This is a genomic window from Azospirillum sp. P4_B5, from assembly GCF_056402275.1.
Genome location: NZ_JBFUHT010000076.1, coordinates 1 through 14,324, shown reverse-complemented (window position 1 = coordinate 14,324; position 14,324 = coordinate 1). Strand labels below are relative to the sequence as shown.

11 protein-coding genes are annotated in these 14,324 nt (G+C 64.5%); all 11 read right to left on the bottom strand.

Translation table 11 applies throughout. From position 1 onward, the window contains the following. Positions 1–188 precede the first annotated feature (188 nt). Positions 189–2,231 carry an oxidoreductase gene (locus tag AC1DVI_RS30855; protein WP_476961222.1) on the bottom strand — a complete coding sequence of 681 codons (2,043 nt, stop codon included), beginning with the start codon at positions 2,229–2,231 and terminating at the stop codon, positions 189–191. A 104-nt stretch (positions 2,232–2,335) separates the two neighbouring features. Next, the gene (locus AC1DVI_RS30850) at positions 2,336–3,901 is read right to left on the bottom strand and encodes an FAD-dependent oxidoreductase (RefSeq protein ID WP_476961221.1); all 1,566 of its coding nucleotides are present in this window, start codon (positions 3,899–3,901) and stop codon (positions 2,336–2,338) included. A gap of 105 nt (positions 3,902–4,006) precedes the next feature. Then, a complete protein-coding gene (locus AC1DVI_RS30845; RefSeq protein ID WP_476961220.1) occupies positions 4,007–5,005 on the bottom strand; it encodes a LysR substrate-binding domain-containing protein in 999 nt (332 codons plus the stop codon). 104 nt (positions 5,006–5,109) lie between these two features. After that, positions 5,110–6,066 carry a LysR substrate-binding domain-containing protein gene (locus AC1DVI_RS30840; RefSeq protein WP_476961219.1) on the bottom strand — a complete coding sequence of 319 codons (957 nt, stop codon included), beginning with the start codon at positions 6,064–6,066 and terminating at the stop codon, positions 5,110–5,112. Between the two features lie 33 nt (positions 6,067–6,099). Further along, positions 6,100–6,915 carry an SDR family NAD(P)-dependent oxidoreductase gene (locus AC1DVI_RS30835; protein WP_476961218.1) on the bottom strand — a complete coding sequence of 272 codons (816 nt, stop codon included), beginning with the start codon at positions 6,913–6,915 and terminating at the stop codon, positions 6,100–6,102. Positions 6,916–6,978: 63 nt separating this feature from the next. Next, entirely contained in the window at positions 6,979–7,929 is a 951-nt protein-coding gene (locus tag AC1DVI_RS30830; RefSeq protein ID WP_476961217.1) for an ABC transporter ATP-binding protein, read from the bottom strand. Next, entirely contained in the window at positions 7,919–8,887 is a 969-nt protein-coding gene (locus AC1DVI_RS30825) for an ABC transporter ATP-binding protein (protein WP_476961216.1), read from the bottom strand. Before AC1DVI_RS30825 ends, AC1DVI_RS30830 begins: the two co-directional genes overlap by 11 nt. Then, the gene (locus AC1DVI_RS30820) at positions 8,884–9,723 is read right to left on the bottom strand and encodes an ABC transporter permease (RefSeq protein ID WP_476961215.1); all 840 of its coding nucleotides are present in this window, start codon (positions 9,721–9,723) and stop codon (positions 8,884–8,886) included. Before AC1DVI_RS30820 ends, AC1DVI_RS30825 begins: the two co-directional genes overlap by 4 nt. After that, on the bottom strand, positions 9,720–10,676 hold the full coding sequence (locus tag AC1DVI_RS30815) for an ABC transporter permease (RefSeq protein WP_476961214.1): 957 nt from the start codon (positions 10,674–10,676) through the stop codon (positions 9,720–9,722). Before AC1DVI_RS30815 ends, AC1DVI_RS30820 begins: the two co-directional genes overlap by 4 nt. 7 nt (positions 10,677–10,683) lie before the next feature. Beyond that, positions 10,684–12,243: an ABC transporter substrate-binding protein gene (locus tag AC1DVI_RS30810; RefSeq protein WP_476961213.1), complete on the bottom strand. Its 1,560-nt coding sequence runs from the start codon at positions 12,241–12,243 to the stop codon at positions 10,684–10,686. Positions 12,244–12,453: 210 nt separating this feature from the next. Beyond that, a complete protein-coding gene (locus tag AC1DVI_RS30805) occupies positions 12,454–13,902 on the bottom strand; it encodes an MmgE/PrpD family protein (protein WP_476961212.1) in 1,449 nt (482 codons plus the stop codon). Between the last annotated feature and the right edge of the window lie 422 nt (positions 13,903–14,324).

The following is a 14,324-nucleotide window of genomic DNA, read 5'->3' as shown; positions in this document are numbered from 1 at the left end:
CTGCCCGCACAAAAAGCCGAAGCCAAGGCCGCCTGCGCCGTCATCAATCGCATGACCAGCCTCGGCATGCCAACCTCCCGGAAGGTCGCCTGATCTCCATCGCCTCTGGGCGAAATCCGTCCGCAGACCGAGTTCTGCACCAAAGTCCAACGGCCTGCCACCGTTCTCGTGACAATGCCTTTGAAGCCTCAACACACATGAGCCAGCCGCAGCGCATCGAGCACTGCAGCATGAACATTCCGGCTTCCGGCTGCATCCCCGATTCGATGCAGCTCAAACCCTTCTTTGCGCATGGGTTGCGGCTTGCTCGCCAGCAGGGCGGGAATGTCGGTGACTCCGCGGTTGCCGGCGTGAGGCCGCAACCCTTCGAACAGGTCGTCCATGGGCACTGTCCCCATCTCGACGATGACCTGATCGACCTCGATCTCATGCAAGTTGTGCGTCAGCTCATCCAGCATCGACGCCACGAAACGATTGCCGGCGCGCGCTACCTTCATCAAACGATGCTCCAGATTGGGCCTGATCCCCATGCGGATGAACTCCTGCTTCCACCGGGTCCGCTCGGCATAGGTGAGTTCCTGTGCCAGGAACCCGTCGATGCTGAAGTAATGGATCTTCGAGCCGGACGTATGCGCCCGTTCGGCGGCAAGCGGGGCCGGATGGCGACCGGTTCCGTCGAAAATCAGCACTTCCGCCGCCGGCGGAATCTGGCGCCCGATGATGTCCCAGGAGGGAACCACCAAATCCGCCCCTTCGCCGAACTCCGTCTGAGGCAGTCCGCCCGTCGCCACGATGACCAGATCCGGCTCAAGCGCAAGCACGTCGGCTGCCTCCATGTAGGCGTTGTAGGACACGGTCACGCCCAGGCGCTCCAGTTCCGCCACCCGCCAGTCGACCAGCCCGATGATGTCGCGGCGCCACTTCCCTTCGGCCGCGATGCGCACCTGTCCGCCCGCCTCGGCACCCGCCTCGTACACCGACACGTCGTGGCCACGCTCCGCCAGCACGCGTGCCACTTCCAGCCCAGCCGGGCCGGCGCCGATGACGACAGCGCGCCGACGGGGACCTGTGGTGGGGCGGATGACATGCGGCAGGGCAAGCTCGCGTCCGGTCGCGGCGTTGTGCAGGCACTTGGGGCGGTAAGGCGATTGGCAGTGCGTCGCCCCGACGCAGGGTCGGATCAGATGTTCCTCGCCGCGCGCCAGCTTCGTCACCAAGTAGGGATCGGCGATCTGCACCCGCGTCATTCCGGCCATGTCCACCATCCCCTCGCTGACGGCATAGCGCGCGGTGGCGATGTCGGAAATGCGGGCAGCATGGAACACCGGAAGCCCGATCTCGCGCCGGAAGGTGCCGACGGCGGTTACCCATGGGGCGATGCGCGTGCCCATGCCGGGCATGTTCTCTTCGGCCAGGGCGCGCGCCGTGTCCATCGAGCCATAGATGGCGTTGAAGAAATCCACTGCCCCTTCCCGCTTGAGGATCTCGGCGGCGGCAATGCAGTCTTCCGCCTTCAGGGCGCCGTCGATCCCTTCGTCCACGACGAAACGCATGCCCACCAGGAAATCGTCGCCAACCGACTTGCGGATCGCTTCATGAACCATGAGGCCGAAGCGGATGCGGTTTTCCAGGCTGCCGCCGAAGCGGTCGGTGCGCAGGTTGGTCTTGGGCGAGAGGAACTGGCCGATCATATGACCGGCTGCGAGCGTCTCGATTCCGTCGAGGCCACCCTCCCAACAGCGGCGGGCGGCGGCGGCGTAGGCTTTCACCACGCGCTCGATGTCGTAGTCGTCCATCTCGCGCGGAATAGCGCGGTGCAGCGTCTCGCGCACAGCGGACGGCCCGATGGCCGGCAGCCAGTCCTGGGCGTAGGGGTCGGCGCGCCGCCCGAGGTGGGTGATCTGGCACATGAGTGCCGCTCCCTCGGCGTGCATGGCCTCGGAGAAGCGCTGCAGGTGAGGGATGATCGCGTCGGAGCCGACGTTGAGCTGGCGGAAGATGTTGGGGCTGTCGCGGTCGACGTTGGACGACCCGCCGAACATGGACAGCGCGATGCCGCCGCGGGCCTTCTCCGCGTGGTAGGCCCGGTAGGCCTCCGTGGGCATCCCTCCCTCTTCCAGGCCGCAGGCGTGGCTGGTGCTCATGATGCGGTTACGGAAGACCGTCTTCTTGATGGTCAGCGTTTGGAGCAGAGGGTCGTGCGTCGTGGTCGTGATGGCTTGGTCGGGCATGTCTTGTGACACTCAATGTGGGCGCAGGAGGCCCCGGTTCCGTTGCTTTGTGAGCCCGGACGCCGCCGCTCTGCGCGGGAATGTTGATCGGCGGTTCCCTTGGCTTACTGCCGCGACTCTGTTGGCTTTGGCGGAGAAAAGCGCCGCGCCTGGAGTGCGAGGAAGGCATCCACCTCCCGCGCCTTGTCCTCTTCCGACCAGCCGAGCGGAGCGGCGATCACATCGGCCACCGCAGCCGCTTCCTCGCGGCTGAGCAGCCCCTGCCAGACCAGGCCGGTGCGTTGCACGAGCACGCCGTAGAGGTCGCGGGCATGTTCACGCGTCACAGCGTCCAGAAGCGCCTGCCTTGGCACACCGCCGCGGCTGGTCAGGACGGGATCCGTGCCGACCGCCGAAGGCCTGACCGGGGACTGCGCATTCACCGGCTTGCGGCTGCCGAGCCGTCCTTGAACCATGTCCACAATCTCGCGGCCGGCGCTGCGGTGGCTCATGACGGGGCCGGCGGTCATGGCGAAGACGTTCGGCATGCCGCGGCTTTCCAGGTCGTGCAGAATGCGCTCGCGGGCGCCCATCGGGCGCTGCGGGTCCCATGTCAGCGGCCGCACGCCCGCCCAGGTTTGGTGCACGTCGGCACGCGTCAATCTCAGGCCCGGCAGCAGATGGTTGGCTTCGGCCAAGAGGAAGTCGATGTCCTCCTGATCAGCCGCCACGTCGGTCGCATCGCCCTCGAAGGGGGTTTCGGTCGGGCCGAAGTAGAAAAACTGGTCGCCGAGTGGCAGGCAGTAAAAGGGATGGCCGCCGCGATGCATGGTCGCGATGCCGTGGTCACGATAGCGTTCCGGCAGACGGACGACGATGTGGGCGCCCTTGGTTCCCCGCACCAGGCGGCCGGGAATATTGCCCGCCGACTCCATCCAGGTACCCGCCATGTTGATCACGGTCCGCGCCCGGACATGGCGCTGACCCTGCGATGCTTCCAGCGCGATCCGCCACGTGCCGTCCGGCTGCCGGTCGCCGATGCGCGCCGCTGTGAAAAGCTCCATAGTCGCGCCGTGGGCTTTCGCATCCAGGGCCGCGTCGAGGCACAGGCGCTCCGGATGGACGAACAGGTACTCGCGGAATGCCGCCATCGCTTGCAGGCGATTGAGATCGCGCAGGTCCTGCGCTATGGGATGCCTGCGCGCCTCGGCCGCGCCAAGGATGCGGGCGTCGAGGGACGGACCTTTGGTGTGCAGCGCCTGCAGGAGACGCAAACCCGCGGAGAGGTGCCAGCGCCGGACGGGGCTGTCCGGCCAAACGGGAAAGCAGAGGGTGATCGGCCGCGTCGCCACCCGGTCGTCCTGCGCAAGGTCCGCCCGGGCTTCCATGGCCGCCCTCGCCATGGCCAGCGCCGAGACGAAGCGCCGTGGATGCAAGGCGAAATCGCGCACCGGGTTGGGCGTTTCGAAGTAGCGCAGGCCGCAGTGCAGCATCCGGGAGGATCGCCCGCTTGCACCGCCCGCAAAGTCGCCCTTCTCGCACAGCAGCACGGAGTATCCCGCCCGGCTCAGTTCCAGAGCCGCCGCCGTGCCATTGATGCCGCCGCCGATGATCACGGAGTCGTACAGTGGCTTATCGCCTGGCAGATCCGGCTGTCTGATCTGTGTGCCGGCCACTGTGGTCTGTACCATCGCCTCTGACCTATGTCTGAAATGGAGCGTCGGGGGCCATTAGGCGGCAGCGGAGGGTTTGCGCAAAATGAGAAGAACTCCCTTCGTTATGCGTAAACCGCATAATCACGCTTTGTCAAAAAGCCCCCCCAGCAGGAGGTCGCGCTCCTCCTTTGCATAGTCGATGAGCGCGCTCGCGAGCGGCGTCGGCGGGCGCGTGTCGGGCAGCAGCAGGGCGACGCGGCACGGGATATCCGGCACAAAGGGCAGCACGCGCAGGCCGTTGCCTTTCTGCGCCGCAGCGGTGAAGGGATCCACAATTCCAACGCCGAGCCCGCGCCTGACCATAGCGCAGATGGATGAGGAGAAGGTGGTGGTGCAGATCGGTCGCGACCGCACCCCCGCGCTCTGCATCACCTCCTCCAGCATCCGGTTCACGGCGGTGAAGGGAGACCATGACAGCAGGGGAAACTCCCCCAGGTCGCGCGCGCGGATCGCGTCGCGGTCGGCCAGCGGATGATCGGCGTGAACGGCGGCAACGTAGGGAACCTCGCTGAACAGTTCCGTGCGGAATCCGGACCGTTTGAAGGGCGTCTCCGCCAAACCGAAATCCACCTGCTGCGTCGCCGCCCAATCCTCGACATTGGCCGACATGCGGACGTTCAGGGTGACGCGCGTGCGCGGATGGCTGGCGTGGAAGCGGCTTATGACCTGCGGCATGAAGTCGATGCCAAGCGCCGGCATGACGGAGCAGGACACCTCGCCCTCGTCGCCTTCCTGAAGGCGGCGGGCGAAATCCTGCAGGGAGGACAGCGAGACGAAGGCGCGTTCCACCTCGTCCAGCAGATGATGCGCCGCGGCGGTCGGCGATACCCGGCCTTTGCGGCGGACGAACAAGGTCAGGCCAATCTCGTACTCCAGGCGGTCCATCATGCGGCTTACCGCCGGCTGGCTGCGCCCGAGGATTTCCGCCGCGCCGCTTACGGTTCCAGTCTGCATAATCGCCCGAAAGGCTTCGAAGAGACTGAGATTCATGGATTTTCCTGGTTCTCCGCCGAGCGTGTCGCGGTTGCGCGGCGCGGAACGCCGAGCCCTCTCATACCGGCGGCGCTTGAACGCTTCCATTGAGCGCCGCCGGTGAAACCCGGCAGATCAATGCGCCCTACAGATCAATGCGATAGCATTGATTGAGAGGGTGATACGGACGGCGCCTTCAGGCGCCGTCCGTATCACCTGATCCCCCATTCCTTTCGGATCGTTTGAAGCATTCCGAGGAATTCGCGTCCGACCCGGGAGAGCGGACGGTGGGCGGGGTGGAGGACGCCCACACGGAAGGGGATGTTCGGTTCGAACGGCCGCACCTCGATCCCGCGGCCTTGGAAATCCCGCGCCGTGAAGGGATCGATCAGCCCGACGCCGAGCCCTTGGGCGATCATGCCCGCGATGACCCCGGAGTTCTGGGCGTCGTAATATTGCTCGCGGGACACGTTGGCCATCAGGAATTGCTGGTCGATGGCGTGCCGGGCCGCCGTGTTGCTGCTGAGCGAGATGAAGGGCACGCCCGCCAGATCCGTCACCGACACCTGCGGCAAGGCCGCCAACGGGTGTCCGTTCGGCATGGCGAGGACGTAGGGCGTGCAACAGAACTCCGCGGCGTCGATGCCGCTGCGGACAAAGGGGAACTCGCCCAGGCCGAAGTCAACGTGATGGGCCGAGACCAGCTCCTCGATCTTCGTGGACGGGAAAACCAGCGCCGAAATGCGAGCCTGGGGGTGCTGCGTGGCGAAGCGCGCGATGACCGTCGGCAGAAACGCGTGCGCCAGAGCCGGCATGGCCGCGACGGTGAGGCTGCCCATGCGGGCCGCCTGAATGTCGCGCGCGATCTCCGAGATTTTGTCGACGGAGACGAACGTCCGCTCAACCTCTTCGAAAAAGATGTCGGCCTCGGGCGTCGGGACGAGGCGGCCGTTCTTGCGGTCGAACAGCTCGAAGCGCAGCGAGCGTTCGAGCTGTTCGATCAGGCGCGAGATCGCCGGCTGGGAAATGCCGAGGATCGCCGCCGCCCCATTCGTGGTGCGGGCGAGCATGAAGGCCCGGAACGCCTCAAGCTGGCGAACGCTCAACCGCACCTGGCCATAGCCGATGTCGCGGGCGCTGCCGCCCTTCGGTGTCTTCTCGGCATCCATCACGATTTTGGCCTCCCACCAGCACGGGCGCGTTCATTCGCTGCGACGCCAGGCGTCGGCCAATGAGAATTTGGTCGCCGCCCCGCCATCCACGATCAAGGTCTGGCCGTTAAAGCCGCTGGACCGTTCGCTGGCAAGGAAACATATCGCCTCGGCGACCTCTTCCGGCTGGACCATCCGTCCCATGGGATGGGCCTTGAGCACGTTCGCCAGCACCTCCGGCGTTTGTGCGCTGCCGTGAACCATCTCGATGGACCGCCGGAGAAACTCCGTGTCGACATAGCCCGGAGCCACCGCGTTGGTCCGAATGCCCTGGCCACCGTGGTCGACCGCCAGCCCGCGGACGAGCGCCGTCAATCCGGACTTCGCCGTCAGATAGGCCAAACGGTCGCACGGCGTGGTGAAGGCCCAGATGGTCGAGACGAACACCAGGGAGCCTCCACCGCTGGAGATCATCACCGGCAAGGCTCTTTTCGCGGCAAGGAACGGTGCGCGCAGGTTGAGCCGGAAACAGGCATCCCAGTCTTCGCTGGTGAGTTCGAGCGCGTTGCCGGGATAGGCCCGGCCCGCGGCGAAGACGAGCGTGTCGATGCGGCCGTATCTTTGGGCGGCCGTATCGATGAAGCCGTTCAGAGCCACTTCGTCCGAGACGTCGCAGACGGCCCCGTCGATCCGCAGATCCGCCAGGCGCCCCTCCTCGCACAGGGCGTCGACGTCCCTTTGGTTCCGACTGCAGGCGAAGACATCGAACCCCTTCTGAGCCAAAGCCAGGGATGCGGCCCGTCCCATGCCTTTCGTGCCGCCAACCACCACGGCAACAGATGGGGGTGCGCCGTCCTTGGTTCTCATCGTATGTCCTTTCTCGCCGCTGACGGCAAGTCCGCTGCTGGAGTGGGTCGCCGGGCAGGGTCCCTAGACGGGATTGAAGCACCGGAATTCGTGGTCGCCGCCGACCGCGGTCACCTCGGGCCGCAGGTCGTGGCATTTGGGAAGCGCGCGCGGACAGCGATTGGCAAAATTGCAGCCCTTCGCACTCCGCTTGGCCTCGTCCTCCGCCGGGGCCTGGCCCTTTCGCGCGTTCATCAGCATGGTCGTGTACGGATGGCGCGGGCTTTCCATGACCTGGTCGACCGGGCCGAGTTCGACGATCCGGCCGAAATACATCACCGCAACGCGGTCGGCGAGAAACTGCGCGACGCCGAGATCGTGCGTGATGAAGACGAACGCGATCTTTTCCGAACGGTTCAGGGATTTGATCAGATTGAGGATCTGGGCGCGCACGGAGACGTCGAGCTTCGACACCGCCTCGTCGGCGACGATCAGGCGCGGCGACAGGGCCAGCGCGCGCGCGATGGCGGCGCGCTGCAACTGGCCGCCGGACATCTCATGCGGGTAGCGATGGGCAAAGCTTGCGTTGAGGCCAACCCGGTTCAGCAGCTCGGCGACCCGTTCGACAATGGTCTCCTCGGACAGTTTCAGATGCAGGCGCAGCGGCAGCGCGATCGAGGACCCGACGGTGAAGCGCGGGTTGAACGAAGACAGAGGGTCCTGGAACACCATCTGGAGATCGTGCGCGTCCTGGCGGCGCGGCGCCGCGCCCTTCGGGGGCTCGACCTCGATGTTCCCGGAGGTCAGCGGGTGGAGACCGAGCATCGCCTTGCCAAGCGTGGTCTTGCCCGAGCCGGATTCCCCGAGAAGCGCGATGATTTCCCCTTCGTTCACGTCGAGCGAAATGTCGTCGAGGACGCGGAGGTCGCGCTTGGCACCCCAGGCCTTGCCGATCTTGAACTCGAGAACGGCGTCGCGAACGCGGACGAGCGGCGAGGCGCCGACCGGCATCGCGTCGGTCACGTTATGCAGCATGATTGAAACACCTTACGCTGTGACCAGGCTCCACCGTGCGCTCGGTCGGCTCGGCGGTCGTGCAACGGTCGGTCACGTTGGGGCAGCGCGCCGAGAAGGCGCACCGCTTCGCCCAACTCGTGGCGCCTGGCTCGCCCTTGATCTCATAGAGCGTCGCATCGCGCTTCTCCAGGGAGCGCGCGGTCGCCAGCAGACCCGCCGTGTAGGGATGCGCCGGCCGCTCCAGGATTTGTTCCGTCGGGCCGATTTCGACGATGCGGCCGCTGTACATGACCGCAACCCGGTCGCACAGATGCCGCGCGACGGTCAGGTCGTGCGTGACGAACAGGACACCCGTGTCATGCTGCCGCTGCTGGCTCCGGATGAGTTCCAGGATCTGGCGTTCCACGAGATTGTCGAGATTGGTCGTGGGCTCGTCGGCGATCACCAGTTTCGGGTTCAATCCGAACACCATCGCGATCAGCACACGCTGCAGCATCCCGCCGGACAGCTGGTGCGGATAGGACGCCATGGTGCGTTCCGGCTCCCGGATGTTGACCTGCTTCAGGAGGTCGGCGGCCACCTCTTTCAGATTCCCAGACGAACCATCGGAATGCCGGTCCAGCGCCTTCACGAGATGCCAGCCGATGGTCTTCGCGGGATTGAACGAGCCCACGGGGTCCTGGAAGATCATCGCCAGGTCGGCGCCGCGAAGGCGTTGCATCTCCTTGGCGCCGATCCCAGCCAGCGACCGGCCGTTGTAGGTCAGCTCCGCCGCCTCCACATGGCCGTTGTCGGGCAGGAGTTGAAGAACGCTGAGTCCCGTTACCGTCTTCCCCGATCCGGACTCGCCGATGAGGCCCAGCACCTCGCCCTTGTTCAGATCGAAGGAGACGCCTTTGACCACCTCGGTTTTCCGATCGCCCGAGCCGAAGGAGGTTCTCAGGTCACGCACGCGCAGAAGAGGAGTCGGCGTCACGACAGACGCTCCTTCAGTTTGGGATCAGTCAGGTCCCTCAGCCCATCGCCCAGGAGATTCAGGCCGAGAAGGGCGATCGAAATGGCAAGGCCCGTCATGGTGAGCACCCAGGGGGCGGTGTTGAAGTATTCGCGCCCATCCGACATCACGAGGCCGAGGGACGGCGCCGGCGGCTGAACACCCAGGCCCAGGAAGCTGACGCCCGCCTCGATGACGATGCCGAAGGCGACGCCGATCGTTGCCTGCACTAGGAGCGGGGACAGGGCGTTGGGCAGCAGCTCGCGCAGCAGGATCGAATGGGTGGGCTGGCCGAACAGCTTCGCCGCCTGCACCCACGGCTCCTGCACGATGAGCTGCGCGAGATTGCGCGCGAGCCTGACGAAGATCGGCAGGTAGATCAACGCGATCGCCAGCGCGACGTTGAAGACGCCATAGCCCAGGACCACCATCAGGAAGAGCGCCAGGACAAAGCTGGGAAACGAGAACAGCAGGTCGGACGCCTGCATCAGCACGTTGCTGACGAACCCCGGCCGGTAGGCGATGAACAGGCCGATCATCGACCCCAGAACGGCGGCGATGCCCACGCCCGAGATGGAAATCAGAAGGGACAGCCTGGCTCCGTAAAGGACCCGCGTCAGGACGTCTCGTCCCATCGTGTCGGTGCCGAACGGATGGGCGAGGCTGGGCGGCGCCAGCATGGCCATGACGTCCATGGCGTCCCCGTCATAGGGGGAGATCATCGGCCCGAAGATGACGGCGAACGCGACCAGGGCCGAAATGATCGCCCCGGTCAATGCCGTCTTATTTGCGGCAAGCCGCTTCAGCACAGGGATCATCGCATCCTCGGGTTCAGCATGGTGCAGATCAGGTCGACGACGATGTTCACGAGCAGGACGATCAGCAGGAACGTCAGGGCGCAGGCCTGGACGATCGGATAGTCCCGCCCGAAGGCCGCGTCGATCATCAGGGATCCCACGCCGTTGATGCCGAAAATGCGCTCGATGACCACCGTGCCGCCGAGCAGGTAGCGGACCTGAAGGCCGATGACGGTGACGAAGGGAATCAGCGCGTTGCGCAGGACGTGGTGCAGGAAGATGAAGCTTTGGCCGTGCCCCATCGACCGGGCGACACGCACGTGATCGCGGTGCGCGTTGTCGATCAGCGCCGAGCGCAGGATTCGCGTGAAGGAGGCCGCCATCGGCGCCGCGATGGCAAGGGCCGGCAGGAATCCGCTGAGAAGCGCGTCCCCCATTGATTCCAGCGGCGAGACGAAGCCATAGGCCGGAAACCAGCCCAGGCCGAGCGCAAAGGCGTAGATGAGCACATAGCCGATCCAGAAATCCGGCATGGAGATGCCGGCCGCCGCGATCGACGTTGCGACGGTGTCGATGATCCCCCCGCGATTGAGCGCCGCCGCGGTGCCGGCGACGAGGGAAATCAGCACCGCCAGGATGATGGCGTAGACACCGATGAAGAGCGTGTTGGGCAGGCGATCGGCGAACAGCGTGTACACGTCCGTTCCTGAAGCGATCGATAGCGACTGTCCGAAATCGCCCTGCAGGGCGTTCAGGACCCACAGCCCGAACTGAACAAGCAGAGGCTCGTCAAGATTCCACCGCGCGCGAAAGGCCGCGATGGTTTCCGTGGAGGCCCCTTCGCCAAGGGCGGTCAAAGCCGGATCCCCGGGGGCGGCGCGCATGGCGAAAAACACCACCGCCGCCCCCATTAGGGCCAGCATCATCACCCCGGTGCTTCGCGTCGCGACATGGCGTAGGAGTGTGAATGCCATGTCAACCTCAGCCGAGCTGAAGCTTGGCGAACTGGTCGCCGTAGTTCGAGTAGGGCAGCTGCGTGAAGCCCTTCAGGCCCGGCACCGACAGGTTGTGCACGTTGGAGTTGAAGCACGGAATCAGCGGCATGTCTTCCAACATCAGGAGTTCTGCTTCGCGATACACATCGCGCCGGACCGCCGGATCGACCTCGCTGCGGCCCGTCTCGAGCAGAGCCTCGAACGCCGGGTTGTTGTAGCCGTGGAAGTTGCGCGACCCATCCTTGCCGAGCAGATCGCCCAGATATTCGTCGGCGTCGATGAAACCCAGCCAACCCCAGACCGCGGCCTGGTAGTCGCCAGACCGCAGCCGGCTGAAGACGGCGTTGCTCTCTCCCGCCTCGATCTGGATCTTCGTGCCGAGAACCTGATTGACCTGGATGACGAAGAATTCGCCGATCTTCCGCCACCAGGTCGGGCCCCAGATCAGGAGCTTGACCTCGGTGTCGGCCGGGTACTTCGACTTGGCAAGCTCGGCCTTCGCCGCGGCCGGGTTGAACGTCAGCAGCGGCGACAGCGGCTGGCCGGGCTTGGCGATGGCCGGCGGCAGCAGGCCGGTGGCCGGGCTGCCCTCGCCGAAGACCACGGAGCGCACCATCGCCTGGCGATCGAACGCCATGGAGAGGGCACGGCGGAAATGCGGATCGTCGAACGGCGCCTTGCGGCCGTTCAGGCCGATGTAGCGAACGTTCAGGCCGGTCTGCTTGTAGACCTTGATCTTCGGATCCTTGACGAGATTGGGGATGGACGCGAACGGCGCCGTCGAGGTCAGGTCGATCTGCCCACCCTGCAAAGCCGTCAGCCCGCTGGATTCCTCGCCGATCAAGGGCATCGACACGGTCTGGATTTTCGGCGCGCCGTCGAAATAGTCCGGGAACGCCTCCAGCTTGACGCCGCTTCCGGTCTTCCATTCCTTGAGCACATAGGCGCCAGTGCCGACCGGATTGAGGTCGAACTTGTCGCCCAGCGCCTCGACCGCCTTCCGCGACACGATCTGCGCCCCCGTGCGCGTGTTGGCCAAATAGGTCAGAAGCGGTGCGAAAGGCGCCTTCGTGAGGATCCGAACCGTGTGGGCGTCCGGCGTTTCAATCGTCTTGATGGACGAAAGCTTGGCGCGATTCGGAGACGCCGTCTTCTCATCCAACACGCGCTCAAGCGAGAACTTCACGTCGTCTGAGGTCAGTTCGCTTCGGTCGTGGAATTTCACGCCCTTCCGAAGCTTGAATTCAAGCGTGGTGGGATCGACAAAAGAATAGCTTTCGGCGAGATCCGGGACGATCTCCATGTTTTCGTTGAATTTGACGAGCGCGTTGAACACGGCCCAGACAACATAACTTTCAGGAAGCTGCGTGACCTTGGCTGGATCGAATGTGTTGATGACCGTGTAGCCGGTGATCGCCGCGCGAAGCAGAGAGGCCGATGACTGCGACGTCGTTGACTGAGCCAGCGCGCGGAAGCTCATGGGTAGAGTGGCGGTCGCGGCAACCAAGGCCAGGGCCTGCCGACGATTGAAAGTCGTCGAATTCATTCTACTCTCCTCTGTTCCTAATGATCTTGATTGTTGTTCAACTGCACCGGAGCGGTCAATGAAGTCTTAGGCTATTCGATCTCGCAGACCTAAATTCCGCTTGCATCCACACAAAAACAGTTCGCCTTCCTGTTTTTTTCTTATGGTGACAGGTTGTGTTCTGTTGCAAGCACGGATGCGGTGCGTTCAGGTTGCTCGCCGCTCAACGAATCAAGCGGTGTTCGCACGGGCGTTCTCTTCAAGGCATTCATTCAGCCGCTGCATCAGCGCGTGAGCCGAGGGTTCGCGCTCGACGTTGAAGATCCGGCCAACGAAATCGGCCGCGCCGTTCCCGGCTTGGCCGAGGAATTTCTCGGTGAGATCGGCATCGCTCAGTCGGGAGTGTTCCGACCACGGGTCGCCAAGGGCGAAATCGTCTTCGTCGCGGAATTCACCCCTCACCGTCCGGACAAGCACACCGCCCGGCATGGTGCGGATCTGGTTGGCCTCCATCGTCCTGGCGAAATCGTTGCCTCGTTCATGCGCGACGATACGGACCTTTTCCGCGATGCTCAGAGTGTCCGGATGGGTGACGTTCCCGGCGTCCAGCCATTCCGGCCCGGCCGGAACGCCACGGATGAGCATGGCGACCATATGGGGATAGCTGAAACTGCGGCTGGCGAAGGTGCGTGGCAGAGGCTTGGTGAATCGGGCCGACGCCGCCATCGGGCCGGTCTCGATTACGACTTCCTCGATTTCGCCCGGCGCGATGTTCTCCCGCCGGACAATGCGAGCGAGCGACGTCAGAGGATAGTGAGTGAAGCGGCACGTCGGCCAGGGCTTGTACGTGACGTGCGAAATCAGCCAGTGCTCTCCAAGGCCGGCCGTCAGACTCCCTTCGTCGAAGCTCTGCACTCCGCACATCCGGGCGAGGCCGTAGGGACCATCGAGCGCATCGGTGAAGCCCGTCGAACCGGCCTCGACGGAAAGCACCGCGAAGACCCCCGCGACGGCGCACCATCCGGCATCGCAATATTTGCAGTTGGGCAGGTCGACCGCATTGGACCACAGCGCTCCCGCGGGCAGGGGGCTGTTCGAAACGGCCAGACCGATCGCCTGGGCAAACTGGTGTTCGTCCAGTAGCGCGATGGCGGCGGCAGCCCCCATGGCGGCAAGCACAACCGGTGCGGCGACGCCCCAAACCTTTGAAAAGCCTTTGACCTGGCCGTTGACCACCTCGGTCATCGGGCCGATGTAGGTCGCGATCCGCGCGCCCAGTTCGTAGCCCACGATGACGGCGCGCAGAACATCGGCGCCCGAGGCGCCACGCTCCTCGCCCATCGCCAGAGCGGCCGCCACCGCGGCCACGCCGAAGTGAACACCGACCGGGAAGGTTTCGTCGAAATCAAGCGCGTTGGCGATGCGTGCGTTGCCGTAGACCGCGGAAACCAGCGTGGTGTTTCCCTGTCCGATGAGCGTGCTGCCCCCCGACGCCAAGCGCTGCCCGAGCAGGAGCGCCAGTTTGTCGGATGTCGGCGCGATCTCGCAGGCCCGCCCACCGGCAAGGCAACCCAACGTATCGAGAAGGATGCGCCTGGCCTCATGACGCACGTCATGCGGCGCATCCTTGAGTTGGAACTTCGAAAAGAAGCGTGAGACCGCTGCGGTTGTGGTCGGCATCGTTCGTTCCATGGGAAATGTATGTGAACGATAATCAGGGATGCGCATAAAATCAAATGCGCTTCTATAGATTTCGTATGCGTTTATGTTATATAGTCAGTCTTAGTTGTGAGATCGGCGGAACTGGACGTTGGTTCTTTGATTGCGGGCACCGGAGGCAAGTGAGATGGTCCCCGTTTCCCTGGACAGTTCGCTAAGCTTGGTTCGCCCAGGAAGAAGGACGGACCCGATGGCGGGAAAACTGAACCGCGGCCCGGATTTGAGACACCCGGCTGGACTTTGGTGCAGAACTCGGTCTGCGGACGGATTTCGCCCAGAGGCGATGGAGATCAGGCGACCTTCCGGGAGGTTGGCATGCCGAGGCTGGTCATGCGATTGATGACGGCGCAGGCGGCCTTGGCTTCGGCTTTTTGTGCGGGCAG

Bases quoted from the DNA above. Each gene is read 5' to 3' on its own strand.
- AC1DVI_RS30855 (WP_476961222.1), bottom strand. From the start codon at position 2,231: ATGCCCGACCAAGCCATCACGACCACGACGCACGACCCTCTGCTCCAA.
- AC1DVI_RS30850 (WP_476961221.1), bottom strand. From the start codon at position 3,901: ATGGTACAGACCACAGTGGCCGGCACACAGATCAGACAGCCGGATCTG.
- AC1DVI_RS30845 (WP_476961220.1), bottom strand. From the start codon at position 5,005: ATGGAAGCGTTCAAGCGCCGCCGGTATGAGAGGGCTCGGCGTTCCGCG.
- AC1DVI_RS30840 (WP_476961219.1), bottom strand. From the start codon at position 6,066: ATGGATGCCGAGAAGACACCGAAGGGCGGCAGCGCCCGCGACATCGGC.
- AC1DVI_RS30835 (WP_476961218.1), bottom strand. From the start codon at position 6,915: ATGAGAACCAAGGACGGCGCACCCCCATCTGTTGCCGTGGTGGTTGGC.
- AC1DVI_RS30830 (WP_476961217.1), bottom strand. From the start codon at position 7,929: ATGCTGCATAACGTGACCGACGCGATGCCGGTCGGCGCCTCGCCGCTC.
- AC1DVI_RS30820 (WP_476961215.1), bottom strand. From the start codon at position 9,723: ATGATCCCTGTGCTGAAGCGGCTTGCCGCAAATAAGACGGCATTGACC.
- AC1DVI_RS30815 (WP_476961214.1), bottom strand. From the start codon at position 10,676: ATGGCATTCACACTCCTACGCCATGTCGCGACGCGAAGCACCGGGGTG.
- AC1DVI_RS30810 (WP_476961213.1), bottom strand. From the start codon at position 12,243: ATGAATTCGACGACTTTCAATCGTCGGCAGGCCCTGGCCTTGGTTGCC.
- AC1DVI_RS30805 (WP_476961212.1), bottom strand. From the start codon at position 13,902: ATGCCGACCACAACCGCAGCGGTCTCACGCTTCTTTTCGAAGTTCCAA.